Here is a 26927-nt window from a genome sequence, read left to right on the forward strand (position 1 = left end):
AACCCAGCAAGCACATAAAACAATCCCATTTCATCCCTAATATCTATAATTTTATCATAGATGATTAGGTTCATTTTTAAGAACTATGCTTAAAGCTGTTCTTATACTATTAGTATATGAGCAAGCACAGTAAGTGTACGGACACTTACGAAAAAATTAATGGAGCAGACCTTTATGGCATGCTCCATTTTTTTACGCACCTAACCACACGAAAGTTTACTTAAGTGTTTGGTAGGTGCTATGCAAGGACTTCCCAAGAGCTAATATAGTTAGCGATTGGTTGAAGTCTACTGCTAATTTTTACCTTGTTAGGGAGAACCCTAAGACCCCAATAATTTATGATAAGGAGATATACTATGGATAACAGAAAAAGAAATAATCAACTAAAAATATATTTAACAGATGAAGAAAAGGAAGTTTTTGAAAAGAAAATGAAACTTGCAAACTGCAAAACTATGTCCCACTTTCTTAGAAAGTGTGTATTGGAAAAAGAAATTTATGTTGTAGATTTAGAACCATTTAGAGATCTTCAATGGCTACTTTCAAATGCAACAAATAATATAAACCAGATTGCAAAGGCTACTAATACAACTGGTGTTATTTACAAAAATGAAATTGAATCAATGAATAAACAGATAGAAAAATTATCACGAGAGATATGGCAGATCCATTCCCTACTTCTTAATAAATCAAAAGAAAGTTCTGGTGATTAGTATGGCAATTACAAAAATACATCCTATAAAATCAACTTTAAATTTGGCAATAGATTATATAACTAAGAGTGAAAAAACTGATGAAAAAGTCTTAGTATCTTCATTCAAATGTCACCCAGCTACTGCCCATATTCAATTTTTGAAAACTCGAGAAGATAATGATACTAAGGGTACAGTTTTGGCTAGACATTTAATTCAATCTTTTCTACCAGGAGAGGTTGATCCTATAAAAGCTCACGAAATAGGAATGGAATTATGTAAGAAAATTTTAAAAGAAGATTATGAATTTGTTCTTGCAACTCATATAGATAGAGGACATATCCACAACCATATAATCTTTAATAATGTTAATTACAAGACTGGTAAATGCTACCAATCTAACAAAAAATCTTACCATAAAATCAGATATCAAAGTGATGAGTTATGTAAAGAAAATAAGCTTTCAGTCATTGATGAATATTATGAAGCTTACAAGAGAAAATATAAAACTGCTGGTAAATCTTGGTACGAGTATGACCAAAACAAGAAAGGAAACTCTTGGAAATCTAAACTGCAATTTGATATAGATAGAATGATTAATAAATCTAACTCGTGGGAAGAATTTTTAGAAAATATGAAATCTCTTGATTATGAAATTAAGTTTGGTAAACACATTGCTTTTCGTCATAAAGATAAGCAAAGATTTACAAGAGCGAAGACTATCGGTGAAGATTATACCGAAGAGAAAATCAAAGAAAGAATAGATTTAGCTATCAAAAACAGAGCTAATCCTATTAAAAAAAGAGTAGGAAATGTTATTGATATATCTACTAATAAAAAAGCTCAATCCTCTAAAGGTTACGAAGTCTGGGCAAGAAAACATAATATCAAAACAATGGCTGATTCAATAATTAAACTTAGAGAGCAAGGAATTAATTCAATTACTCAACTCGACGACTTGATCAAAAAATCTGCTGATGATAGACAAGGTTTATTAGATAAAATAAAGAAAATTGAAACTGAAATGAAGAGTTTATCCCAAGATATGGAAAATATAAATACTATAAATAAGTATCGTGAAATCTACAAATACCACAAGAAAAATCCTGAAGATAAGCAATTTGCAGAAGAATACTATAGTGAACTTTCCGTCTATAAAATAGCCGCTAAAGAAATTTTAGAAAACTATAAAAAACTACCAAAGACAAAAGAAATATTAACCAAACTTGATAAATTGCAAGAAAAAAAGAACACCCTTATGCAAGAGTATTCTTTAAATAAAGAACAATTTTCTGACCTTGTTAAGTATAGGAAAAACTATGAAAATTATTATGGAAAAGAAGTGGAGAGATAGGTATCTCTCCACCATTAAATTTATATTAGTGTTATAATCAACAAACACTTACTATCTTTCTTCATAATAACAATTTTTAATTAATCTTTAACAATCTCTTATTTTCAAACATACAATTCAAGACACGCTTTAAATTTATATAGTGCTCAATAATTTTTACACCATCTAAGTCTGTTCTATCTATATGTGTTTTTATATAATATTCTTTGCTAGTCGGCAATAGTAATCCATTAACTATATTTATTTTTTCAAATTCTTTCTTTAAATAATAATGATAAAAAACTTGTTTATAGTTCAACTCATTAATATCTCCAGAAAAATATTTAGAATCAAATAGATATATATTATCATCATCTCTGGAATAGTGATCAAATCTTATTTTATAATGTTTTTCATTTAAGTATTTATTTCTTATATATTCACTTTCTACATACATCTCTGGTGGCTTTTGAAATTTTAAATTCACGTTTTCACCCCATATGATTCTATTCGAGTCATTATCATACTTTTGAAATTTGATATTTAAATAAATATTAATCATATTTTCCCAATAATTTTCGAAGTTAAGAGTTAATAGCTTAACTGTATTGTTCGCAATACTTTTCCAATTTATATAATCAATTATGCCTTGGATCAAGTTCTTTTCTTGATCTTTGAAATAACTTGTTTTTATTCTATTTAACTCTTTTAAAACTAAATCTAAATTTTCAAATATTCTGTTCTTTGTTTTTATTTTATAATTTAAAATGTTGGGAATATAATTTTTGTAATTATCAGCATCATCCAGTATATACTCCATACAATCACTTAAAAACACATTTATATCATAACTTTTCTTAATTTTAAAAGGGAAAAATATTATCCCTTCTTTTGTTATTACTTTGTTTGATCTATTTAGAGTCCTTTTCCAATCAATCTTTCCTCCATAGCCATCTACTAATTTACTTGTTTTTGACACAAATAGTCCATATCTTCTATAGTAACTAGCTATACTAAGATACGCTTTTATCGGGAATTCCTCATTGGTCCCTTTATCAAAACTTCCAATACTTGTTCTACTTAACTCTATTAGATTAAGAATTTTTTCCATAGTTCCTAGATCATCAAAACTAGCCTCATAATGTTTAGGAAAAGAGTACAACACTTTATTCTTTTTTACAACTAGTCCTACAAATGAAGCTAGGTTTGATTGATTATATATTTCACAATATTCTTCGATTTCCCAATATTGAATAAACTTTTTTGTTAACTTATCTCCGTCATTAATTAATGTTATTTCACTTACACTCATGAATTGTGCCAACCTTATTTATAAGTATTCATAAAATCTTGACTAAAAATTTGCTGTTCTTGTGAAAATTTTTTATATAATTCTGAAAATGTTATTATATCTTCATCAAATATACTAAAGCTATCATTCATAGAGATGTTTTGAACGTCATTCCACAAATAGTGAAGTACTTTATTTTTTATAGCATCAAATTTTTCTTGATAACTATTATAATTGTCAAATTTAACAAAGAATTGTCCTAATTGCTTATCTTCATTTAGTCCAAGTTTTTCAACAATAAATCTATTTAAAGTCATATAAAGTTTGTTCCAAGTGAAATCTATAGGATTGTTATTATCATATAGCTTAAACTCAAACTCATTAATGAATCCACCTGTTTTAATATTTTTTACAGGATCTACGCTAACATAAATAAAATCAAACCTTCTTTTAAAAGCTGTATCCATAACGTTAACATTCTGATCGGAAGTATTTAATGTTCCAACAATAGATAAATTAGAAGGAATATATAATTTAGAATTTACAATTCCTTTAGTTCTAAGATAATTTATAACTACATCGTTATTTATAAAATATTCACTGTCTCCATAATAGTTTCTGTCTAATATTTGAAAAACATCTCCAAATATACTAGCTACATTGCCTCTACTCATTTCCTCTATAACTAAAAAAGTTCCTACTGATGGATTTAAATAGGCGTACTCTAGTGCTCTTGTAAATATTCCAGGCATAAATTTATATATTATATTTGTATTTGAACCATTTTTTTCTACGGTAGGCATAATTGTACCTATAAAATCATTGTAGTCATAGTCTGGATATACTGTTACTCTGAAAACATTACTCAAAGTATCTACATCAATTTTATTCTTCATGCCTAAATTTGATCTTATAATTTTAGATACATTATAGCTCTTTCCTGTACCAGGTGCACCAAACATCAAAATTTGTTTGAAATTTGGAATCAAATTATTAAGTTTTTGTACATAATTCTTAAAAGTATCTATGGTTTTATTAGGTATAACATTGTTGCTTATATCGCTTATATCTAATGTATATTTTTCTTTATATCCTAGCTGAGCCGCTAAGAAGGCTTTCATAACAAACCAATATGGTTCATTTGTAAGACTGCTTTTTCCATCCATCTTATCACTTAAAAAACGTACTATTTTTCTATTTTCATCTACTGAAAAATATTCATTTGAGCCACTAATAATTTCATTGTACATTTCTTCATATTCTTTCAAAGTACTAAAACCATATTTAAATTTTGTATCTTTAAAATGATTAAAAAGAATTTTTCTATAATCATTATATAGACCTTGATAGTAAGCTCCTAACTTTTCCATTATATATGCATTAAATGCTGATGATAGAGCTAAACTATCTCTGCAAATATCTAAAATGTATAAAGGCTTTCCATATAGATTTACATAATCACTATCTAAAAGCTCATTAATAATTAAATTAGATCCTGCAAAAACTTGCTGAGAAATATACGCATTTCTAGAACCTACTACTGGTGGAATTATAGATACATAGCCTATGATTGAGTTATCCTCTCTCATAACTCCAAGATAGGTCTTCATTTCTAAATAATCATATTCATTAGTGAAAAATATATCTTGAAATCCAATTTCCAATTCTGGATTTATTAAACTCAAACAATTGACAATATCATCTATAAAATCATTAGCATTATTTACACCAGGGATTTGATTCTTTGTTACAATGTCTGTAAACCTACTTAATAATTTATCTGAAAAAACAAGTTCCATTTTACCTCCTAAAGTTTTTCACTAATATCTCTTCTTTCTTATATCTCCAACCAGTTTTCCCCATACATACTAACTCGAACTTATTATTCTTAATCCACTCTTTTAGTATATGATGTTCCTTTCCTCTATGTTCTAAAACATTACTAAGCATAAACTTATAACCAGCTTTATCCAAATTACTTAGTAAAGCTAATAGCTTAGATTCTTCATTAGCATTCCAACCTCTAAAACCTCTTTTACCATCATTATATGCGGCTTGAGTTATGAAATAAGGTGGATCAAAATAAAACACTGAATCTTTATCAAAAGACATATAGTCAATCTCTTTATAGTCACAATTCATTAATTTTACTGTTTCAGTCTTTGGTATAAATTCTATTATTCTATTTCTCATCTCTTCACTATATCCCGCAACACCAACAGGTACATTAAAATCTAATCTTCTATTAAATCTGATCATGTTTTGGAATGAGTACATATGCAATACATATAGCATAATTGGGGTTCGTAATTCATTATAATCGTTTCTTAATCTCAAATAAGATTCTTTTTCTCCTTTTTTAAGATTATAATATTTTATAATATTCTCAATCTCTTTTATAATTTTATCTGGATGATTTTCATTGAAATACTTTATTATTTCATATATTTTGTCGTTGTAATCATTATATATAACTTCTTTAGTTGCATATATATTCGCACCAACATTGAAAGCTCCGCCCATAACATCAACAAAAGTAGAAACATTTTTAGGTAATTCTTTTATTATTTTATTCATTAATACATCTTTACTTCCTGAATAATTTAAGTATGACTTTCGAATTTCCCAATCTTTTTCAAAGTACAATATACATTCTTTTAATTTTTTTCCATTGCCTTTATTGCTTGATCTATGATTTTGATATTCTTGATATTCCACATATTCAACAATAACTTTATTGTTTTTTGCAAATTTTTTTGCTAAGTTTACTAATTCTTCCAGTGGTACTAACCCCTGATTACTATAACTGACTAATATATGCTTAAATTTAATTTGTCTAAATAAATCTTCAAACTGACTTAAAGCTTCATTTTTTCTAGCGTATAACGAATTTTTGTCACCTCTACCTCTTTTCCCACCAACTCCAGTTATCTCTGGATAATCGTACCTGGCTATAGTTTCTAGCATATGATATGCAGAAATATATTGGGAAACTGTATATGGAGGATCTATATAAGCTATATCCCCTTCAATCTCTCTTATCAATGTATTTGTGTCCTCACAATAAATCTTTCTTTCCGTAACTTCTTCAGTCCTATTTAATTCTATAGGTTCTATTATAAAATCTTTTTTAGACCTACTTTCCCAAAACTTAAAAAAAGCCTCAAATGTTCCTGATGTATTTGCTATGCTAGAAACTGAAGATAACAATGATGCTATTAAAAATGAATATTCATTTTCGTCAATTAAATCATTTTTATAAATTTCCTCTATCTCTATTCTAATTGCATCAATCTTTGCTCCATTTTTTTCATTAAAAAACATTCGATCTCCTCTTGGAGTGTAATTGTTGTATATAAAGTAATTACCGTTTGGAGTTGGTTCTATGCAATTCAAATATGAAAATATATTTTCTTTTTTCTCTCTTTGAAATTTTTCAAATTTAGGAATATCGTTATTTAATACTTTTGCTTTTGTCAATAAATATGAATAGTACAAAAAGTCATTAGCAATGATGGAATAGCTACCTTTCATTGAATCTGCTACAGATCCTGTTCCGGAAAATAAATCTGCAAAAACCTCTCCCTTTATTTCATATTTATCTATTACTTTTTTTATAAAAGGAATTAGCCTTGTTTTATTGCCTAAATACCTCATCTAACTCCTACCTCTGTATTCAATAATATCTCCAATATCACATTGGAAATACTCACAAATCTTTCCTAATGTTTCCAAACTTACATTTTCATCTCTGCCCATTTTTGCTATTGTCTTGGGGGTTGTTGCTATTGCACATTGTAAGTCTGTTTTTTTCATATTTTTATCTATTAATAACTTCCATAATTTGTTATATGAAAATCCCATATCATTCTCCAATTCTATATTTTACCTTTCTAAAGGTATAGATTAACTACCTAATTATAGCATATTACACAGATTACTTTCAATTATATGATTTACTGCGTTAAACTGAGCAAAAAAATAAAGGCAGTCCGAAGACTGCCGATATTTATCTCTCTGCGCCTTTGCTATGTTCCTTCTTATTAGATTTAGTTTTATCGTCTGTCTTAAAGCTTTTTATTTGCCCTAATATGGACTTTTTATCTTTATCTTGACTCTTTACTTGTTCTTTTGCTTTTAAGAGCTTAGAAGATAAAATACGAACATTTTTATGCTCCTTTCCGTTGTTATCAATACTTGTTTTTACTTGTCCAAATATTTTAACAAAATCTCCTTGTTTTAAGTTCTCTAAATCTTTTGTCTTCTCTCCATAGGCTGAACAATTGGTATAAATTTTATTCCCATCGTCATCTTTTGAAACAATTGAAAAGTTGCTTAGAGTCACCTAGAATTCGTTTAAAAGCATCTTTTACGTTCAGATAGATACTGCCGATTTCCTTTTTGAGTGATTTTACCGTATCTTTTAATGTTTTATTTTCTTTTTCAAGACTTCTTTTTTGTTCTAAAAGGTCGTTATAGTCGTCCACATTCACGTTAAAACGGTGTCTTAAATCGTTATAATCATCGATTAGCTCTTTATTTTCTTTTGGAAGATCTGTTTCAACGTAGCGTTTCAATCGCTGGTTCGCCTTATATAAGTCATCGTGGTCTTGTAAGAATTTATCTAATTTCTGCTTTGGTATAACAACGTTTCCTGTCTTTTGTTCTTCATTTTTCTTAAATTCATATTTAAGTTTCCCTTTTCCAATAAATTCACCACTTGGCACCTTTACTGTCTTTGTTTCGTATTTAGCACCTAATTTGCTTATGTCTGCCTTTTTCGACGTGTCGCCTGCTAATGCAACGACTTCACTTTTTGTACGCTCTAACTCGTTTTTTTTGTCTTCTAACTCTCCTTTAATTTTTTTATATTCTGGCATAGACTGAATGCTATTCGTTCCAACCTTTACACGCTCGATTTCACGCTTGTTCATCAACGTTTCAATCTCGGACAACTCACTATTACGCCAATCTCTAAACACTTGACGAGAATCGCCAGTTCGTTCAAACCCTTGTTCTTCAATGGCTTTATTAAATGCTGGACGCTTCCTCATGCCTTGTTTGTAGCCTTCAGCAACTGGAATAACGTTCAAATGCAAGTGTGGGCTTGCTTCATCGTTGTGAATCACAGCGTTATAAATTTTCAAGTGGGGGTTTCGATCTTCAAAATTTTCTGTGTATTCTTCTAAAATTTCGTTCGCAATTTTATAATTTGAATACAAATCAAAATCATCTTTCGTTCCCACCTGTACAATGAATTCATACTGCGTATTTAGCGTTTTGTCATTTTTTACTTTGTCGAAATAATCATCAATTTTTCTATCTTTTCTTTTTTGAGTGGCATTATATCGTTCCACTTCTTCGCCAAAAAGCTCGTCATATTTCTCTCGAATGGGAGTCGATTGCAAATATTTATTATCCTTTTCTCGTTCTCGATTGATGTGATTATGGTATTTTGTTTCCCAGTCTTTTTCTTTAAAATCTCGGTTATTATGTTTGATTGATGTTGCCGTTCCTTTGACAAAACTAGCTGACATTTTAACCATTTATAGAACCCCCTTTTTAAGTCTTTGTTGCTTGCACTATACCGGTTTTGCTTACCTTTTGTCAAAAGGTAATGTTTTAGAGGTTTTGACGTTCGCTTCGCTACCATCAAAACACTCTAAACGCTCTTCGAGGAGACTTGCAGTCGGCTAAGGTCAAGATCAAGAGCGTTTGTCTGCTTTGCAGCCAAGAAAAATTTCGCTTGGACTTCGTCCGTTTTCGCTTCATTTTTAAGTGCTGTTTTGTGCCAAATTTTCTAATTTGATTTGCCACAAAATAAAATAAAAAAACCCCCTTAGACTTTCGTCAGGGGGTGAGTTTTTTATTTTTTATAATAGTAATAGAAACTTCTCTTAATTAGGCTGATCTTATTGCAATAACGGATGCCTACTTTTAAAACAACCGATTTATTAATAAATATTGAAAATTTTTAGGAAGAATAAAGCGTTCTCTTGTGAAATTAGAGAACGCTTTATTACTTTAATTTACTGAAACAATTTGTAACTATTAAAAATTGAGATAAATTGTTCAATGGAATAATCAGTCAAATTTGTAAGCTTAGCATATTGCTTTGCTCTTCTGAATTGATTATTCGTAAATAAAGATTTGTATTCTTTATTTACCCATTTATACACAAATTTTTTATAGAGCGGATAATCTTTTTTAGCAATTAAAGGGTGATGACGTTTCAAAACAATTAACACAGAATCGACCTTTGGCTTAGGATGAAAGTAGCTTCGTGGTAGATTTTTAATGATCTTAATATCCAATTCAACAGCCAGTAATAATCCTAAAGCACGTTGTAAATTTTTCAGTCGCTTGGCGAACCCTTTTTCAACGATTAAATAACTATATTTTGCATTACTTTCAAAAGCAATCTTCCATACAATATCTGTACTGATATTGTATGGTATATTTCCAAATATTTTATAGTCAGTGTTTTTCGGAAAATCGAACTGCAAGAAATCCATCGTCAATACTTTAGAATTATTTGATGTTTCAATCTTTTGTTGAGAAATCCTTGCTAACTTTTCATCAATTTCAATCGCTAAAACAGATTGACTGATTAAGTCCAATTCTCTAGTGAAATGACCTTTACCTGCTCCAATCTCAATGATTTTGTCCTGTCCTGTAATGTTCGTATTTTTTAGTATATTTTTGACATGATTTTTAGATGTAATAAAATTTTGAGTGTCCTTTGGGTTTTTCTGGTTCATTATAACCTTCTCCTTGCCATTTTTTTCATTATGAATGAGATAAAGTAATATCTACTACTGCGATACTAGTGCACATACTTGAAACCTCCTTACGTAACTGATTATATCATTTCTGTTTACTTTTTAGAATAAAGCTCTATATGTAATTTTTGCACTTTACATTTCAGTTGGACGTTTTCTTCAAAGTAATATGTTTTTCTTGTCTTCTGTCCAGTCAATCATTGGTACTGGCTCAATGGTTTCATCATGAGATTTAGGTTTTCGTGGGTAAAAACGGTTATAGATTTCGAGATGAACGACCTTTCTACCACGAGTTCCTTTATGCATATCCAAGTCCATATCGTCGATTTTCAGATTGATTTCGTCCATTGCAGGCTGTAAAACATTTTGATTGAACTGTCCAAAGGAATAGCTTTTAGGTGCTCCCATCATTTTTATCAATTCTTTAGGACTAGCCTGTAAAGTAGGACAGGTTTTACCTTTGTCTTTATTTGCTTCACGCATCAATTTATACAAGCGTATCGAGTATTTAGAGTCGAGTTGAACTGTATCAAACAAACGATATTGCGTATAATCGCTCTTTAATTGCAGAAGATAGGGAGCCAGATCGCTAGACAATCGAATCTCAACTTGGCCATTCTCATGATATTTCGCACTTTCAACCCACCCGGTTTGCGTAATGGTTCGCTCTTGTTCGTCTAATATCAAAACTTCTTTTTTTCGAAGTGTACCGATGGCTTTAGCTAAATCAGAGTAGTTTTTCCCGTTTCTTTTGTATCCGAACAACTTCCCTAATTGATAAAGCGAAGTATTAATAATGTTAAAATCTCGGTCATCAGGTTTGATTTTAGAGATTACAAAATCCATTATTTTCAGTTCTCTTGCAGTTAAATCATGGCTCGCTTTCGTGATTAAATCGTTATGTGATACGACATAATAATAACTTTGGTCGTCAACATCATCGTTAAAATTACGGTCTTTATTAAATAAATAGTTTGCCATAAACTGAACTCCTTTCTTAATATTAATAAGTATAAACTAAATCATAAGTAAAATCAATAATTAACATAATAATTGCTTATCATTCGTGTACTTTTTACTTATGATAGGTGTACTTTTTACTTATGATACACCTCTACAAACATTGATACAAAAGCATTCTAACCTCCCTAAGTACTTAAAGTATTAATAAAGTATTATATAAAGTACTTAAAGAGAAATTTGTGTTCCGATTTAAACAATCAGAGAAACACACAAAATAAAAAAAGATTAAGTTCAAGAACTAAGAGCTTAAAGGTCGTCTTGCTGCGCAAGCCTGCATTAAAAAAAATCAAGTTCAAGATCAAGAACTTTTTTTCAAGGAAAAGACCTGTTTAAGCAGATTACTTAAAGTTAGATGACCTTAACTGTTCGCTTACTGCGTTCAGAGAGCGAGTGATAGGCTCGCTACGCTCGGTTAAGGCTTACGCCCTAACAACCACCAAAAAACTTCTAAACACGTTAAAAAGACCCTCGTTGTTTCTAGGTTCTTTTTTTAGTGGTTCTCTGCTTCTTTTCTTTATCAAGATAAAGTGGCAAAGCTAATAAAAAAATAGACATCATTATTGACTTTTGGTTGCCATTGAATACAAAACCCTCGGAAAAAAAAGAAATAAGTAGCACTACACTCATCAACACTAAAACACCTTTTACAACTGTTGTACCTGTGATTGTCATAACCTAATCTCCTTGTCATTTAGTTTTTATTTGCAGTTATTTATAGATTAATTATGAACAAAAAAACGTTGCTGTCACAACATTTCTGGCAACTTTAGATGATTAACTATGCATCAATCAATCTGAAATCGTCTCAGAAACGCCACCACAACAACGTTTTAAAGAGAAATTACAATTTATCGGCTCATTCCACGACTTCTCGTTCTTTCCTGTTTATTTTCATTTTCGTTTAAACGCTCAAATTCTCCCCTAGGAGCGTTTTTAGATATTTCGTGAGTAATTCCCTTTAAAACATCTTTAAGTTGCTTACCTTGAACTTTTCTCCATTAGCATTTTCTCTTCCAAGATTTTCTACTTTTCCAGCTATATTACCCACGAGATTTATAAGATCGTCTTTTTCTTCAATATCACTAATATTTTCAACAATCTTACCTTGTTCTTTCATGTCATCAATCATATAGTCAAAGTCATCACTTAGTAGTCCCGTTGTATCATTGTTCATATATAAAACATAGACTTCTTCAAGTGCCTTTTCGTCAGTAATACCTTTTTCTATGCTTACAAGTGCTTTTATAAAGTCCTTGTAATTATTATTCATCATTTCTTTTAAATTTTCTCTAATATCTTTGTATTCCATAATTTCCTCCTTGTACTAAATAAGGAGAGCCTTTCGCCCTCCTCTATCGTTCTTGTCCTTTTTCATTTTTTTCTTGATTTTTATCTTTTTCTTCTTCTGATTTGAATTTGGATATTTGTCCCAATATTGATGGTTTCTCTTCCCTTGCGTGAAGATTATCCTCTACATCATAAGTTGATTCAAAGTAATCACTATCTTTAAAATCATTGTCATACCTATCTGGTATTCCGTCATTATCAAGATCTTTTGCAAGTGGATCATAGAAGTTTCCATCATCATCTATTTCTAGTCCTAGAGCTCGTTTTAAATCTTCTTCATCTACTGATACCAGATCATCAAAACTAGACATCTTTATGGCTTCGGTCATATCTTTAATAGCTTGTGAGTTAGATATATCTTCCTCTACAAAAGATTCTGTTCTAATAGCTACATTATCTACATACTGAGTCCATGTTTTTTCTTCCAAATTTACCTCATATTGAATCGAGTGCTTACCATCAGGTGTTTCTGTATAGGCAAGTCCTATATGACTTAAATCAGGGTATAGTTTGTCGAAGTCTTCATAGCTATTAGATTCTGAAAACTCATAGTTAGAATAATCAACTATCGCCCTCTTTAAATCTTCTAATAATGGTGATTGGTTTTCTAACTCTTCTACTTCTCCCATATCTAAAAGTTTATTAATCTCAGCTAGTCTTAGTGTCTTATCCCTTAACTCATCAGCTTTTTCAAATGGTTTAGTTAATTCTACTTTGGCATTTTCTAAAGATTCTTTATAGTTTTCAAGGTTTTGATTTAATCTTTCAAGTCTTGAAGGCATTTTTTCAATTGCATTATCAAGCCTTGTTATATTACCATCAGTAGAGTTTGAAAACTCTCCGAAATATTCTGATTTTCCTAGTAGTTTAAAGGTGTGAGTATTAGTCATGAAGTTATATGAAACTTGTAAGTCTAAATTTCTATATTTACCAATAACCTTGCTATCATTTATCTTTACCTTTTTTATTTCTTCTAATAGCTTCTCTCCAGCTTCTTTCTTATCTAAAATTTTATTTGTCCCTAGACTTATTGAAGTAAATTTGCTATCTCCTTCTCCTAATTTCTCAACATTTGCAATATCTTCTTTAACTGCTTGTATTTCCATTTCAGTTTTTAAAATACTTTGAGGATAAATTTTATTTACCTTATCTTCAAGCTTGTATTTATTAGACTTATAGTTTGCTTCCAGCATTTTTAATTTTGTAACTTCGTTATCTAAATCCATTTTTTCTTTAATTAAAGGATTACCAGTAGCTAAAGCCTTAATTTCTGAATAAGATAGACTTGCTTCATCAACATCTTCTGCAACACGCACAGGTGTCTTGCTTGTCATAATTTGAGAAATGAATTTTTGCTTATTCTCTATTGTCTGCCACAAATAGGCATCAAAGGTATTTTCTGTTACATATCTAAAGATATTTACCTTATCATTTTCATTGCCCTGACGAACAATTCTACCACTTCTTTGCTCTAGGTCTGGTGAGTAGTCCGAAGTGGTCAATTTAATTTACCTATAAACTTGTAGTGAATTTCAACCTTTTGGCTAATTTGACCGTCTATTTCTTCCTTGTCATAGACATATATCTTATCTATTATTTGATTTAGGATATATCTGTTTAGCGATTTTATCTTAGCGTACTTGCTAATATTGTTCATGAATTTCTTGTAGTTATCTTCAGTTTCAAAAGACACTTCTATATCGCCCTCTAAGACTTTGATTTCCTCGATTAACTTGTCTTGTTTTTTAGATATGCTCACATTCATTAGATTGAAGTTTCTTTCGGTTATATTTCCCTCTAACCTATCTTCATATAACTGTTCATAGCTTCTGTCTAATTCTGCTAATTGGTTCTTTTTAAGCTCCAGCTTGTTAGATAGTTCTTTTCCCTCGTCAATTTTTTCTACTTCAATCTTTTCTATTATCTTTTCTACAAAGTCTTCTTTATCAGATAGTGCCATACTTCCATGATATTGTATATCTTCAAGAACAATATTATATAGATCCCTAGCTTCAATTCTGTGTGATGAACAAGCACTTACTCCATATTTTTTATATGTGGAGCAAGAAAAGTGAACAAAGTCTATGAGTTCTTTCTTTTTAAGCCTATAATCAGTTTTTGGTGTCAATGCATAACCACATTTAGGACATCTTACAAGTCCTTGAAAAATGTTGTCATAATAAAGTCCCTTTTTATTGTTGCACTTCCTCTTATCAACCATTGTTTGAACTTGTTCCCATATTTCCTCGCTGACTATTCCCTCGTGGGTATTTCTAGCATAAATATAGTCGCTTTTAGGAATATACATTCTTTTTGAGTTCTTAAATGATAAGGTAGGTCTTTTATTTCTTGCCATATTTCCACAATAAACTGGATCTCGTAAAACATTTAACACCATTCTATGTGACCATTGATATTTATTTTCTTCAGTTAGTCCATAGAGTTTTTCAGCGTTTTCAACAAAAGCACTTGGTCTTGGAATTTTTCTCTTCATCAACTCCTGGCTAATAAGTTGAGTACCCTTACCCTCTAAACACAATTTATAAATGAGTTCTATTATAGGTTTAGTTTTCTCATCTATGATTAATCTGCGTTTATTATTAGGGTCTTTTAGGTAACCAAATGGAGCTTTAGAGCCTATATATGTTCCCTCTCTCATTCTGCTTTGAATTGCACTCTTAACTTTTTTGGAAGTATCCTTTGCGTACATTTCATTGAGAATGTTTTTAAATGGCATAATATCATTTTGATTGCTATTTAATGTGTCTATACCATCAGTTACTGCGATATATCTTATGTTCTTTTGTGGAAAGTACATTTCGATATACGCTCCACTTTGAAGATAGTTTCTTCCTAACCTTGATAAGTCTTTTGTTATAACACAATTTATTTTTCCGTTTTCAATATCAGTAATCATCTTCTTAAATGATGGTCTTTCAAAGTTTGTCCCCGAATAACCATCATCTACATAATAATCATAAATAGCGATACTGTTACTTTCTGCAAATTGTTTTAACATTACTTTTTGTGACCATATACTCATACTCTCAACTGAGTTTCCATCATCTTTTGATAGTCTACAATAAAGTCCTGCTACATATTTTTTAGTCCTGCTCAATTTCAATCTCCTTTCCCTAAACAGGACTATCTCAATAATTTAATTATACTAAAATACTCCCGTTTAGTCAATCAATACTTACGCTTGCGTTTGTTTATTTTCTCTGTCTTTTTCTAAGTTTCTTTCGACTACATGCTCGATAATATCTTCAAATACTTCTTCAATCGGCTTTTTACCTACATATACACGCTTTATTTCATAGTTGATTTTTCCACTTCGTTTTTTCTTTTTTAATTCCATAAAATTTCTCCCTTTTGTTGCAATAAAAAAAGGCGATTAGATTTTTAATTTTCTAATCGCCTTTTAAGTGTCATATTTACATTTTTATTATCTCTGGCATACTTTGATACCTTTTTAGACTTAAAGTCTTTAATAATACCTTTCCACCTCTTTTTATCTATAAAGATTCTCCTACATCATAGTTCATTTTTTTATTTAAACCTTTATGTGTTAGTTTTTCTTTATCTTCTTCATACCACTTTAAGATTGTCACATAGTGGTTTTGATAGGTCTTACCACTGCTTTCCATGTATCTTGATAGCTTTTCAATCATTGTTTCGGTATGTCCTTGCAGCTTGTCTTTTAGGTTTTTATATTCTTCTTGGCTTAACCTTACATTTTTGTATTCTCCATAAAAGATGGGGGTGGACTTTTTATCTTTTTCTATCTCTCCCTCTCTCTCTTTATCTATCTCTATATCTTTCTCTATCTCTATCTCTCCGTTGCAATTTTGTTGCTTATGTGTTGCATTGGTGTTGCATTGCAACATTTTTAATTCTCTAGACTTTCTTGAACGCCTTGTAGAAGCCGTTTCTGATCCGATTAAGTTTGGTATTTCAGTTAGGTAGTATTCATCATTTTCTGTTACAACTTCTAATAAGCCTTGATTGATTAAATAATTAACTGTAACCATTACATCATCGTCTGTTTCATCTATGGTTAGTGCTAACTCTTTTATAAAATCACTTTCTACTCCGTCATAATAGAGTTTGCCCTCATCTTTTAGGCTCAGTAGTAGAAGTTTGAGGTAGATTATCGTATAGGTATCTCCTCCAGATATTCTCCTTAATCTTTTTATCCTTTTGTCTGTGAAGAATTCTTCTTTTAACTTTATCCAATAATATCTTTTGTTTGTTGACATATCTGCTCCTTTCTTGATTTTCGATAATCGAAATTCTTGATTTCCGATTTTCGGAAGTCTTGTTATTATGGTTATTTAAGGGTGTAACTTTTCGTTACTCCCTTAGATTTCTCTGGTCATATCTTTTTTACTTGGTTTTACTTTTTCTTTTACTTTTCTTTTTACTTTCTCTTTTGTCTTATCCTTGTTCTTGGATAGGTCTTTGTATTTCTTTATTTGCTTTAGAATACTTTCTTTTTCTTTTTTATTTTCCTTGGCTATGACTTGTTTAAAGGCATATTCCATTACTTTTATGTCTTTGGCTTGGAAGAATATCTCATAGTTTTGGGTTTCTTTGTTTTTCATTACTGAGAAACTTACTCCAAGTTTGTTTAGTTCTTTTTTTAAGTCTTTGAGGTCGCTTTGATCTATGCTTATATTTTCTAGTTGCCCTTTTTTGTAGAGGTCTTTTAGTTTCATTTCATCTCCCATAAGGCTTTTTAGGTTTCCGTTTGCTTTTTCTAAAGTATTATTCATCTTTTTTCTTATTTCTTTTTCAAGGTTGATTGATTCTTTTGCTGCTTTTATTGTGTATGTTATTATGGTTTGTGCTGCTTGACCTGCTTCTTTGCTTATTTCTTCGTTTATCATGCTTTATCTCCTTTGTTTGAATTAAAAAAAGGGAAGTATATACTTTAATTTTTCTATACTTCCCTTTGCTTGTTTTTATTTTATTGTTCTTGGTGGTGGAATGCTTTATTTTGATGTTTTTATATATTTCTTAGGTATTTGTACCTTTTATTATTTTTCTGCTCTTATTTTGCTTTTCCACCTTTAGTAGTTTGTGTGTGTTCTTTTATCTGATAGATAGTTTTTCATGTTGGAATATATAATCTGCACTTCCTCATTGTTCATCGCTTTTATTTCTTCTGTGCTTTTATATGTTTTGTATGTTCCATCTTGATCTGCTTTTATGAGTTCATCTATTAGCTCTTGCCTTTTATTCATCTCTATTACCTCCTAGATCTGCCTTTATTTTCTTGGTCATATTATAGCTTGGATAAGATATTTTTACCAGGTCTTATCTTTCTTGATTTTTGTAGTAGTCTTTAGTCATTTGTCTTTTTTTATTAAACTTATCACTATCTTTCTTATACTCTTTTATCTTTTCTATGATACTTTCTTTTTCTCCTCTCTTAATCGCCTTGTCAATTTCTATTGATAGGTCGATACCATATTCTTTATTGACTACTTCTACTGCATATTTAATATGATTTATTTCCTTGTACCTTTCCCTTATCTTTTCTGACTCTGTATTTAATTTACTGATTTCATCTTCTAAGTTTTTAATTTCTCCTAACCATTCTTTTTCTCTTAAATTTTTCTTTCCACTGATTTTTTCAATTAAGTTTCTTGCCCTTATATGTTGATCTATTTCCTTTTGATTATTCTTGTAGAAGCTTTCTTTGAATATTTTCTTGCTTTCATACTCTTGATAGGTTGCTTTTGTTTTTCTTACAGTCTTTGAATAGGCTAAACATTTATTAAGGTCTTCTATCTTTTGACTGTTTTCTTTTATGTTCTTATATATTTCAGAGTTTTTACTTCTTAGGGTGTTTATATGTCCTTGTAGGTCTGATATGGTTTTTATTTTGTTTTCTCTTAGATAATTTATTCCACTCGCATATCTTTTTAGATCATAGATTGCCTTGTTTCTTTTGCCATAAAATGATAATTCAGCTCTATTATTTTCTTGCATTTCTTGATAGAAGCTTAAATATTCATAGAGGTTAAAGAGTCCTGATTCATTTTCTATTTGCTTTTTACTTTGGTCTTTATATTCCTTGTATGATTCTTTTAGCTTCTCTTTGAAGCCTGCTAACCAAGATGTTATTTTCTTTATTTCATTGCCTATGTTTTTTAATAGTTCATTTTGTTTTTTTATTTCACGATTTATATCTCCTTTTTCTGTTCTTATTCCTTTTCTTTCCATTGCACTAGCACTTGCTCCTAAATGTATTGTAGGTATTTGTTTTATACCTTGTCTTTTAAAACTCCTATGGTCTACTCTTTTTTCTATTTTGTTTTTTGCTAGATATTCATTGCAAAGGTCTGAAAAATTTTCTCTCCATTTTTCTACATTGCCTTTATCGTTCCAGGTTGTTAGTTCTACTTTTCTTGTCTTAGGTTTTCCATTTTTGTTTAATACTTTTTCTCCTTTTTCATCTAGGATATATTCTTTTTTTGACTTAGCTAAGAACTCTCCTTTTTCGTTTATGGGTCGCATTATGGTCATTATATGACAATGGATATTTCCATTTTTATCTTGACTCTCATCATGAATTGCATAATCTACTATCATTCCTTGTGATGTTAGATTTTCTTTTATAAATCTTTCGACCAGGCTTTTATTTTTACTTAAAGTTAATTCTTTTGGTAGTCCTATTATGAATTGTCTTGCTAGTTGTGCATTAGAATTTTTTTCTGCCATTTCTACTTTATTCCATAAGGTAGACCTATCATTAAATTCTTTTGGTATATGATCAGGCAATATTATATTTTTTACTAATACTTTTTCTTTTCTTGTATAGTCATGGGTTACTCCGTCCCATTCATTTTTTATTTTTTCTCCACTTATATATGCTGCACTTGCTACTGCACTTTTGCCTTTTCCTCTTGATATTATGTTTACTGAAAAATGAAAACTGTCTGCCATTTTTATCACTTCCTTTCTTTTTTGTTGTTTTAGGTGGAGGCTTAATAGATTTTTTATATCCTCTTTGTGAATGAGCGTTTTGAAATGATAGAATGTAAAAAGCCGACTACTGAATTATTTTTTGTTGTTTCAGTATGTCGGCTTAATTGTTACTTTCATTTCAAATTTTAAAAGTCAAGGGCGAGCCTTAGCGAGTTTATTTACCCTTGACTTTTAAAAAGCGAATGGTTATTGCTCCCTGCAAGGGTTTGGCTCCGCAGGACGCAAGCACCCTTTAGGGTGTATAATTGCGCCCTTAGAAATCTAAGGGAGATTTGATTATTTACAAACCCCTTTATTTTTTCTTAATTTTCTCTGATTATTTTTAGTGTTTCTTTAAATTCTTTTGTCTTTGTTGCTTCTTCTAGTAGGATTTTTATTTCTTTATCTGTTAGTTCTTCTGCATTTTCTATAAGGCTTTCTAAGATTGCTCCTCTTGTTATAAGCCTATGTGTTCTTTCTTTTCTTTTTTTCAATATGTCTTGTTTTAATATCTTCTTTTCTTGATTTTTTAGTTGCCTTAATCTCTGTTCTGTATCGTCTATTTTATCTTTTATTTCTTTTGACTCTTGTCTTATTTGATCTAATTTTTTCATACATAACTCCTTTCTTGTAATAAAAAAAGACGATAGAGTTTTTATTTTCTATCGCCTAGGATATTCATCATTTAATGTTTTAACATTTTTCTAATTTAATAAGTTTTTATATCCTTACCACAAGACCATATTTTAGTTTCAGAAACTCTGAATCTTAATATAATCACTTATTATACTTGTTAATTCTATATCTAATACAGATATATCATCATTCATCCTAAATATCTAATTTTAGATTCTCCATTTTTTTTGAGTTCAATGCAAAAGACAATAAAAATATTACCGAATATATTACACAAAGTGCAACATTTCCACCTGACTTAGAAAATCCAAGCCTATTTAATGTAAATATTTCTATTGATACTAGCATTATAGACCCAATCAAGCCTAAAACCATCCACAAATCACCTTTCTCTAAATCAATAAAGTACATGGCTAAGTAGAAGATTGATATTAATTGCAAAATAAGACCTAATAGAACATTTAACAAAGTTATTAAGTCTGAAGATCCATAATCAAAATAATGCTTACCTAGATAAATTGATATATAATTCAAAATAATCAACATCAATATAGAAAAGAGAATAATAACTACTTGACTTATATATTTTGATAGTATTATATTTTTACTTTTTATTGGTAGCATGAATTCATATTTATATAATTTTAAATCATAATCTTTTCTTTGAGATAAAAGGATCAACAAACTGTTAGCGAAGATTACTACTGCAAAATACGCAAAAACAACCATTTGTATGTCAGCAAATAAATTTATTAGAATCCATGCTAAAATTAAAAATGCATTCATTATAAAAATGTTTTTAATGTTTTTATAATATATTTCTAACAATAAACCTTTCATATATTAGTCCTCCTTCCCTGTTAATATTAATAACATTTCATCAAAATTTGGTTTATTCAAAACAAATTCTTTATACTTATTCTTTATCTTCGATATATCTTTTACTAAAATATCTACCCTTCCAAGTTCCTTCCTGTATGAGATTATGTCCGTTTTTTCCACTTTTTCTAGTTCTGTATCAGTACATCGAAGTATCCCATAGTTATATAATAATTCGTCCTTTTCTTCACTTAACACAACCCTACCATCATCCATGAAAACTATATAGTCAGCTATTTTTTCCAAATCTGTTGTAATGTGTGATGATATATATACCGAGTGTTCTGGATTTTCTATGAATTCTAACAATATACATAAAATTTCATCTCTACTTACTGGATCTAACCCTGAAGTAATTTCATCTAATATGAGAAGTTTTGTTTCGTGAGACAATGCTATAGCCAACGATAACTTTTTCTTCATTCCAAATGAAAATTGTTTAGTCTTCTTGTCTATTGGTAAATTAAATCTATTCAAATAATTTTTAAAACTATCTTCTTCCCAATTACTATAATTAAATTTCATTACCTCATTTATCTCATTAGGTGTTAATAATAATGAATAGTTAGGGTCATCTAAAACAACACCTATGTGTTTTTTAATATCTATTTGATTACAATATTCAGTACCAAATATCTCTACTTTTCCCTCATCTTTTTGAAACATTCCAAGTATACAAGAAATAGTAGTACTTTTTCCTGCTCCATTTCTTCCTATATTTCCTACAATAGATCCATAAGGTACTTCAATATTTATATTTTTCAAAGAAAAATCATTTGTTTTACTCTTTTTATTTAATCCAGATACCTTTAATGCTAATTCATTTTCATATGAATCCATCATTGCCCCTCCTCATATATCTTTTTTATTAAATCTATCAAATCCTCTATTGAAATTGAACTTGATTGTATTTTCTTGACAATTTTCTTTGCTAAATCTTCCACTTCTTTATATGTTTCTATTTTTTGTAATTCAATATTTCTTGCTGATATAAAACTGCCTTTGCCATGAATAGTTTCAATAAATCCATCTTTTTGTAAATTTTCATAAGCCTTTTGAACTGTAATTACAGCTACCTTAAGATTTCTAGCTAATACTCTCATAGATGGTATAGAATCTCCAGTTTTCAAATCTTCATTCATAATTTGTTTTTTTATCTGATTTTCGATTTGCTCATAAATTGGCTTACTAGAATCGGTATTTATAATAATATTTATAATGCACCTCCTGTTCCAGAAGTGTACTTATGTGTGCTTGCCAATTTAATAATACCACCAACAAAAAGTTTTTTCAACCCCCTTAATTTCCTAATTTTGAATATAAAAAAAGACGATAGAGTTTTTTAATTTCTATCGCCTAACATCTATCTGTATTAATTTTTTTCATTCAAAAAAATAGTTTCTGTTTACTTGTGATAGTCTTCTATTTTATCCTCATATTTTTTTATAAGTTCTCGTGAATAAACTTTTTTGTTTTTTGAATCTCTGACTTCTTTCCAAAGAATTGCAGCTACTTGTATTTTATTAGAGTAGTTACAACTATTTTCGTCTGCACAAAAATCCTTTAAAAATTGATTCCATTGACAAACCGAATTATCATACTTAGCATAATCTGATTTTCCATAATAAACTTTGAGCATATCTTGAATTGTAAAACTCAAATCATTTTCTCTTTTTACTTTTCTCCAAGCAGTAGCCATATCAGCAGTAAATTTAAATGGCGAAACATCTGTTAAAATTGAGAAATACTCTCTGAAATGTGTGTTAAAGGAGAACCCGCATTCAAGTAATGAAGTATCTAAGGTAATAGTTTCTACTTGTTTCTTTTCATTTTTTATTGATGACTTTTTAATCAAATCACCCTTAAAGTACTGCTCAATAATATAAGTGAGTTCTTGTTTTGTACCTCTATATTCTAATCCTAATAACTTGCATATCTGTGAAAGTTCTTCACGATACCAATAGTATTTATTAAACTCATCAAACGAAGTGATTTTATCAAACTTAGGTCTACTTTCTATCAATATTTTATCTCCTTAGAATAAGTCTTCTAGTCTTTTCCAATTTTCATTATTCATTTCTTCTGTGTAGTCTGTGTTATTAATATAAAGTCTTGTATCTTTATCTCTAACAAACCCCCAATTTATTTTACGCCTATCAGCATAATCCTTAAAAGCATAGAATTTATTTTCGATCTGCTTATCAATATTTTTACTTACACCTTTTCTTTCTCCACCCTTAGTTTCAATTATCCATACTTCTCCATTTTTCTTTTTGATTATATAGTCTGGATAAAAAAGATATTCTTTGCTTAGATTATTACCGTAAATAACTGATAGATATTGTTGCCCTGTATCTCCATTTTTATAGTACCAATCTACATCATCTCTACTTTCAAGATAGTTTTCTAAGAGTTGTTCTGAAGTTGATCTAAATTGAGATGTTGTCATAGATGTGTTGTATTCTTTATAAGCATTTTTCTCATACTCGACTACTTCTGTTTCATACGGAAGATACTTATAGAAATCTTCTAAAGGCATTTTCCATTTTTCAGTTTTCTTATCCAAGATTTGCATTTGTCTTGCATTAGAAATTGCAGCTAAATCTAAAAAGTCATCTCTAAGTTTATAAGCATTATTAATCATAAAAGCGTACCACTCACGATTAGAAAGATTTAACAACTTCTTGCTTGATGGTATATTTTTATGGAAAAGATGTTGAAGAATTGCCCTCATTTTGTTAGATGGTACACCAGTAACTTTTTTTATCATATCAACTGCGTGCAAACAATCAATTCCATGATCGTGAGTTGATACTTCATAGGCTATCTCTCTATTTTCACCTTGCTTTTCATCAACAATATCTTTGAGTTTTATAAACTTACCAGTCCTAAAGGTAGATATAACTTTTGTTCCCATTATAAAGCCATAAGACTCTAATAACTTTTCATTATCCTTTTTAATGTTGGTTAGTTTATATTTTTCTTTAAAATAGTCATAAGCTCTATCTCGAACTAATACTTCATCTACAAACTGATAGTCTTTATTTCTATATTCTTTTACAAGTTCAAAATCTTTGCACTTGTCTTTTAAAAATAACCTCTTAACTTCATAGGCGTTTCCACCTTGTATAACAGATTCTTTGTACTTTTCATCGAATGTATAGAGGAAGCAAAAATCTAATAAGTCATTGTCATAGTGCCTTGCTCTTGGCATTCTCCTTATGCGTCCTATTGTTTGCGTTTCAAAGGTTTCTGTCATATTTTCACGAAGTTTAACAAGTATCTTTGCTCTCGGACAATCCCAACCAGTTGATATAGCTTGTTTCATAATCAAGAAGTTTGATTTGGAGTCTTCATCTGTAACATCAAGTGTATTTATTTTTTCCTCACTTAACCATTTAGCAAGCATTTTATTTTTATAGGTGTAACCCATATTTGTTAAATGTTCTTCTACAAAAGTAACTAAGGACTCACTCGTATCTGGAAATTGGATAATAACTAGAGGATTGATTTTTTCTCCTATTTTCTCATACTCAGCTTTGATTTCTTTTCTCTTTTCATCTGCCTTTTGTATTAGATAAATAGTTTCACTTTCAAGGTCGTCCATCTCGTCTGCTTCAATACCAGGATTAATATAAAGTGCCTTTGTTATAAGACCAGAATTTATTACCTCTTCTTCTGGTATTTCATAAAATTCTGCCATCGGATTTTTAACAGTTGTTGCCGATACTCGTATTTCTCTATCAGAATCAAGGGCATACAAAATATCATCTGCTTTTGATGTGTTATTCAAATGCTCCTCGTCAATAATTGTGATAAAAGAAAGTTGTTCCCTATGTGCTTCTGCAATTCTTTCAAAAAGATTTTTCTTCTCACCATCTTTAAGTGCATTATTCTTTTTATTAGTTATCATTTCCCAGTTTATAAAATAGGTATAACCACCCTTGAAACCTTGAAGTAAGGCATCATGTATATTAGCAGATTTTGCATGAGGAATAAAGTCGTCCATTTTTTCCTTTGACTGTTCCTCTAAATCTCCCTTGCCTGGAGTAAGCCAGATAAATACCTTATTAGGGTCCTGCCATAGAAGATAATCATAGATATAAGAAAGTAGAATTATTGTTTTGCCAGACCCGGTCGGACTTTTTACAATGATTTTTCTTTTTGCATTTGGATCTGTTGTTTTATCCAAAAGATAGTTTTTGGCGTCTGTTTGAAAATCAAATAAATCTAACATCATAATTCGTTCACCTCTCTTAATTCTTCTGTGAAATAATAATCTGGGATAGTAACAACTTCAAGTTTCCTTTCTTCGATACTATCCTTGATTTCATTGGTTAGTAAGATGAATGATGGAATATATAAAACACCACTTCCTTCCATTTCAGAAAGTGCTATATTTAAATCTTCATCAGACAAAATGATTCTCCTACTATTCCCATCAATCTCACACATATTTTCAAGCTCGACCATTTCTTTGATATAATCAAGAAGTTTAGAAGATAGAATTTCTTCATCTTCTGAAAGTTTTGGTATGAATTCTGTTTTATAGTATTTAAGATTACTAGGAAGTTCTTCTACCTCTATTTCTTTTTTTCTACTTGTGTACTTATATCCCCTAATAACTTTTTTAATTCTTTTGTAACAGACATCTTCTGCTATCCCATTTTCATTATTAGTGCAAAGTATAAATTTTCTTTTTCCATCATCTTCATGATTTAATTCTATCACTGCATGCCCCGTTGTTCCGCTGCCAGCAAAAAAATCAAGATATAAGCTATTATTATCAAAGATACTTAATATTCTTTTCATAAAAGCCATTTGTTTAGGGTTATCAAATTCTATATCCATATTTTTTAATAAAGTGTAGTCTGGTCTTTGGTCATCACTCATTATAGACTTTGGTCTTTGATTTCTATTCTCTGATAAATATCTTTTTATTGTAGGTAAGCTTCCATCTGTATGAAAATGAATTCTATTTTCTGCTATTAGCTCATTTAATTTCTCACTATTATATCTGAACCCTCCTGGTGGAACTGGATCTTCCTCATTTGTTAAAGGATTTATAATGGGAGTCTTATTTCCATTTTTTACTCCCCCTAAATCTCCTTTTCTGTATAGTCCCCTATCATCAAAATACCAATAATTTGTAAAATCTATAAATCTTGGATATTTAGTTAATTCTTTTAGTTCTTCCGTAATTTCATCATGTGATAAGCCTAGTTTTTGTAATTGTTTTACTTTTTTCTCATATTCATCTATATTATTTTTTTCTGTTTCCCATTTATTATCTTTGTGTCTAACTTGAAGCTTTTCATAGTCTTTAGAATATATTAAACAGTATTCATGACTTACAGAAACATAAAGACTCTGATTTTTTGATGAGTTTGTATTCCTAATTATATTAGCAATAAAATTTTTCTCTCCAAAAATTTGGTCACACAATAGCTTGAGTTGTCCTTGCTCATTATCATCAATGGAAATAAAAATAACTCCCTCATCAGATAACAACTCTTTTGCAATAACAAGTCTTTCACTCATAAATGAGATCCATTTAGAATGCCTATATGTGTCATCTTCTCCAATTCTTGTATCGTTATAAATAAATTCTTTATTTTTTGTATTATAAGGTGGATCAATATAGATAACATCAATTTTGCCCATGTGAGTCTTTTTTAATAATTTAAGGGAATGTAGATTATCCCCCTCTAAAATAAAATTAAAATCAGAGGTATTATCTCCAATTATTTTTTTATCTTCTATTTCTCTAAACACTGGTATGTTGTGAACGAGCTTTTTATCGACTTCTTCTTCGTGTTCTTCCCAAACTAATCCATATTTTTTCTCAGTTAATGCTGTTTCAATCTTTCCAAGTGCAATCCTACTCTCATCATCTGTATGAATTTCTTTTAGATGATTTAGGTATTCAAGCATTTCAGCTCTTCTGATTTGTGATAGATTTCCCAATT

General features: G+C 29.7%; 23 protein-coding genes and 3 pseudogenes. 2 read left to right on the forward strand and 24 right to left on the reverse strand.

Annotated features, from left to right (window positions below):
* Positions 1–356: 356 nt before the first annotated feature.
* On the forward strand, positions 357–713 hold the full coding sequence (locus tag HV819_RS04665) for a plasmid mobilization protein (RefSeq protein ID WP_041160390.1): 357 nt from the start codon (positions 357–359) through the stop codon (positions 711–713).
* A 1-nt stretch (position 714) separates the two neighbouring features.
* Positions 715–2046 (forward strand): relaxase/mobilization nuclease domain-containing protein, encoded by a 1332-nt coding sequence (locus tag HV819_RS04670; RefSeq protein WP_176269647.1) that lies wholly within the window; start codon positions 715–717, stop codon positions 2044–2046.
* 76 nt (positions 2047–2122) lie between these two features.
* Here HV819_RS04670 and HV819_RS04675 read toward each other — a convergent pair whose 3' ends face one another.
* The 24 genes and pseudogenes from HV819_RS04675 to HV819_RS04790 form a co-directional block, all read right to left on the reverse strand.
* Positions 2123–3337 carry an LlaJI family restriction endonuclease gene (locus HV819_RS04675; protein WP_176269648.1) on the reverse strand — a complete coding sequence of 405 codons (1215 nt, stop codon included), beginning with the start codon at positions 3335–3337 and terminating at the stop codon, positions 2123–2125.
* 14 nt (positions 3338–3351) lie between these two features.
* Complete coding sequence (locus tag HV819_RS04680; RefSeq protein WP_176269649.1) at positions 3352–5115, reverse strand: McrB family protein; 1764 nt, start codon at positions 5113–5115, stop codon at positions 3352–3354.
* 1 nt (position 5116) lies between these two features.
* Positions 5117–6973: a Dam family site-specific DNA-(adenine-N6)-methyltransferase gene (locus HV819_RS04685; RefSeq protein ID WP_176269650.1), complete on the reverse strand. Its 1857-nt coding sequence runs from the start codon at positions 6971–6973 to the stop codon at positions 5117–5119.
* Positions 6974–7180: a helix-turn-helix domain-containing protein gene (locus HV819_RS04690; RefSeq protein WP_176269651.1), complete on the reverse strand. Its 207-nt coding sequence runs from the start codon at positions 7178–7180 to the stop codon at positions 6974–6976.
* A gap of 145 nt (positions 7181–7325) precedes the next feature.
* Positions 7326–7655, reverse strand: a pseudogene (locus tag HV819_RS04695) (hypothetical protein); the annotation flags it as partial.
* Positions 7624–8862 carry a plasmid recombination protein gene (locus tag HV819_RS04700; RefSeq protein ID WP_176269653.1) on the reverse strand — a complete coding sequence of 413 codons (1239 nt, stop codon included), beginning with the start codon at positions 8860–8862 and terminating at the stop codon, positions 7624–7626. The gene HV819_RS04700 and the pseudogene HV819_RS04695, both read right to left, overlap by 32 nt.
* A gap of 483 nt (positions 8863–9345) precedes the next feature.
* A complete protein-coding gene (erm, locus tag HV819_RS04705; protein WP_166083556.1) occupies positions 9346–10077 on the reverse strand; it encodes a 23S ribosomal RNA methyltransferase Erm in 732 nt (243 codons plus the stop codon).
* Between the two features lie 180 nt (positions 10078–10257).
* Positions 10258–11079, reverse strand: a complete 822-nt coding sequence (locus HV819_RS04710; RefSeq protein ID WP_133147653.1) for a replication initiation protein — start codon at positions 11077–11079, stop codon at positions 10258–10260.
* A gap of 519 nt (positions 11080–11598) precedes the next feature.
* Positions 11599–11793 carry a hypothetical protein gene (locus tag HV819_RS04715; RefSeq protein ID WP_133147654.1) on the reverse strand — a complete coding sequence of 65 codons (195 nt, stop codon included), beginning with the start codon at positions 11791–11793 and terminating at the stop codon, positions 11599–11601.
* Between the two features lie 292 nt (positions 11794–12085).
* Positions 12086–12430 (reverse strand): annotated as a pseudogene (locus tag HV819_RS04720) (DNA-binding protein); the annotation flags it as partial.
* Positions 12431–12473: 43 nt separating this feature from the next.
* Positions 12474–13946, reverse strand: a pseudogene (locus tag HV819_RS04725) (DNA helicase); the annotation flags it as partial.
* 20 nt (positions 13947–13966) lie between these two features.
* On the reverse strand, positions 13967–15586 hold the full coding sequence (locus tag HV819_RS04730; RefSeq protein ID WP_060457848.1) for a recombinase family protein: 1620 nt from the start codon (positions 15584–15586) through the stop codon (positions 13967–13969).
* Between the two features lie 78 nt (positions 15587–15664).
* Complete coding sequence (locus HV819_RS04735; protein ID WP_019213949.1) at positions 15665–15826, reverse strand: hypothetical protein; 162 nt, start codon at positions 15824–15826, stop codon at positions 15665–15667.
* Between the two features lie 157 nt (positions 15827–15983).
* Positions 15984–16727, reverse strand: coding sequence for a phage replisome organizer N-terminal domain-containing protein (locus HV819_RS04740; protein WP_169970105.1), 744 nt, complete (start codon positions 16725–16727; stop codon positions 15984–15986).
* 102 nt (positions 16728–16829) lie between these two features.
* A complete protein-coding gene (locus HV819_RS04745; RefSeq protein WP_169970107.1) occupies positions 16830–17357 on the reverse strand; it encodes a PcfB family protein in 528 nt (175 codons plus the stop codon).
* A gap of 183 nt (positions 17358–17540) precedes the next feature.
* A complete protein-coding gene (locus HV819_RS04750; protein WP_169970109.1) occupies positions 17541–17714 on the reverse strand; it encodes a hypothetical protein in 174 nt (57 codons plus the stop codon).
* 73 nt (positions 17715–17787) lie between these two features.
* On the reverse strand, positions 17788–19422 hold the full coding sequence (mobQ, locus tag HV819_RS04755; RefSeq protein ID WP_169970111.1) for a MobQ family relaxase: 1635 nt from the start codon (positions 19420–19422) through the stop codon (positions 17788–17790).
* A gap of 344 nt (positions 19423–19766) precedes the next feature.
* Positions 19767–20057 (reverse strand): DUF3847 domain-containing protein, encoded by a 291-nt coding sequence (locus HV819_RS04760; RefSeq protein ID WP_169970113.1) that lies wholly within the window; start codon positions 20055–20057, stop codon positions 19767–19769.
* A 217-nt stretch (positions 20058–20274) separates the two neighbouring features.
* The gene (locus tag HV819_RS04765) at positions 20275–20919 is read right to left on the reverse strand and encodes an ABC-2 transporter permease (RefSeq protein ID WP_169970115.1); all 645 of its coding nucleotides are present in this window, start codon (positions 20917–20919) and stop codon (positions 20275–20277) included.
* A gap of 3 nt (positions 20920–20922) precedes the next feature.
* Complete coding sequence (locus HV819_RS04770) at positions 20923–21801, reverse strand: ABC transporter ATP-binding protein (protein WP_169970117.1); 879 nt, start codon at positions 21799–21801, stop codon at positions 20923–20925.
* Positions 21798–22178: a GntR family transcriptional regulator gene (locus HV819_RS04775; RefSeq protein ID WP_328700355.1), complete on the reverse strand. Its 381-nt coding sequence runs from the start codon at positions 22176–22178 to the stop codon at positions 21798–21800. Before HV819_RS04775 ends, HV819_RS04770 begins: the two co-directional genes overlap by 4 nt.
* 185 nt (positions 22179–22363) lie before the next feature.
* Complete coding sequence (locus tag HV819_RS04780) at positions 22364–22981, reverse strand: SAP domain-containing protein (protein WP_176269654.1); 618 nt, start codon at positions 22979–22981, stop codon at positions 22364–22366.
* Between the two features lie 12 nt (positions 22982–22993).
* Positions 22994–25198, reverse strand: coding sequence for a DEAD/DEAH box helicase (locus HV819_RS04785; RefSeq protein ID WP_169970121.1), 2205 nt, complete (start codon positions 25196–25198; stop codon positions 22994–22996).
* Positions 25195–26925, reverse strand: coding sequence for a site-specific DNA-methyltransferase (locus HV819_RS04790; RefSeq protein ID WP_211660234.1), 1731 nt, complete (start codon positions 26923–26925; stop codon positions 25195–25197). The genes HV819_RS04785 and HV819_RS04790 overlap by 4 nt, the downstream gene beginning before the upstream one ends.
* Positions 26926–26927: the final 2 nt, after the last annotated feature.

The sequence above is a fragment of the Anaerococcus faecalis genome (genome assembly GCF_013371425.1).
Classification (GTDB): Bacteria; Bacillota; Clostridia; order Tissierellales; family Peptoniphilaceae; genus Anaerococcus; species Anaerococcus porci.

Coding starts and splice junctions, on each gene's coding strand:
- HV819_RS04665 (WP_041160390.1), top strand. CDS start 357: ATGGATAACAGAAAAAGAAATAATCAACTAAAAATATATTTAACAGAT.
- HV819_RS04670 (WP_176269647.1), top strand. CDS start 715: ATGGCAATTACAAAAATACATCCTATAAAATCAACTTTAAATTTGGCA.
- HV819_RS04675 (WP_176269648.1), bottom strand. CDS start 3,337: ATGAGTGTAAGTGAAATAACATTAATTAATGACGGAGATAAGTTAACA.
- HV819_RS04680 (WP_176269649.1), bottom strand. CDS start 5,115: ATGGAACTTGTTTTTTCAGATAAATTATTAAGTAGGTTTACAGACATT.
- HV819_RS04685 (WP_176269650.1), bottom strand. CDS start 6,973: ATGAGGTATTTAGGCAATAAAACAAGGCTAATTCCTTTTATAAAAAAA.
- HV819_RS04690 (WP_176269651.1), bottom strand. CDS start 7,180: ATGGGATTTTCATATAACAAATTATGGAAGTTATTAATAGATAAAAAT.
- HV819_RS04700 (WP_176269653.1), bottom strand. CDS start 8,862: ATGGTTAAAATGTCAGCTAGTTTTGTCAAAGGAACGGCAACATCAATC.
- erm (WP_166083556.1), bottom strand. CDS start 10,077: ATGAACCAGAAAAACCCAAAGGACACTCAAAATTTTATTACATCTAAA.
- HV819_RS04710 (WP_133147653.1), bottom strand. CDS start 11,079: ATGGCAAACTATTTATTTAATAAAGACCGTAATTTTAACGATGATGTT.
- HV819_RS04715 (WP_133147654.1), bottom strand. CDS start 11,793: ATGACAATCACAGGTACAACAGTTGTAAAAGGTGTTTTAGTGTTGATG.
- HV819_RS04735 (WP_019213949.1), bottom strand. CDS start 15,826: ATGGAATTAAAAAAGAAAAAACGAAGTGGAAAAATCAACTATGAAATA.
- HV819_RS04740 (WP_169970105.1), bottom strand. CDS start 16,727: ATGTCAACAAACAAAAGATATTATTGGATAAAGTTAAAAGAAGAATTC.
- HV819_RS04745 (WP_169970107.1), bottom strand. CDS start 17,357: ATGATAAACGAAGAAATAAGCAAAGAAGCAGGTCAAGCAGCACAAACC.
- HV819_RS04750 (WP_169970109.1), bottom strand. CDS start 17,714: ATGAATAAAAGGCAAGAGCTAATAGATGAACTCATAAAAGCAGATCAA.
- mobQ (WP_169970111.1), bottom strand. CDS start 19,422: ATGGCAGACAGTTTTCATTTTTCAGTAAACATAATATCAAGAGGAAAA.
- HV819_RS04760 (WP_169970113.1), bottom strand. CDS start 20,057: ATGAAAAAATTAGATCAAATAAGACAAGAGTCAAAAGAAATAAAAGAT.
- HV819_RS04765 (WP_169970115.1), bottom strand. CDS start 20,919: ATGAAAGGTTTATTGTTAGAAATATATTATAAAAACATTAAAAACATT.
- HV819_RS04770 (WP_169970117.1), bottom strand. CDS start 21,801: ATGATGGATTCATATGAAAATGAATTAGCATTAAAGGTATCTGGATTA.
- HV819_RS04785 (WP_169970121.1), bottom strand. CDS start 25,198: ATGATGTTAGATTTATTTGATTTTCAAACAGACGCCAAAAACTATCTT.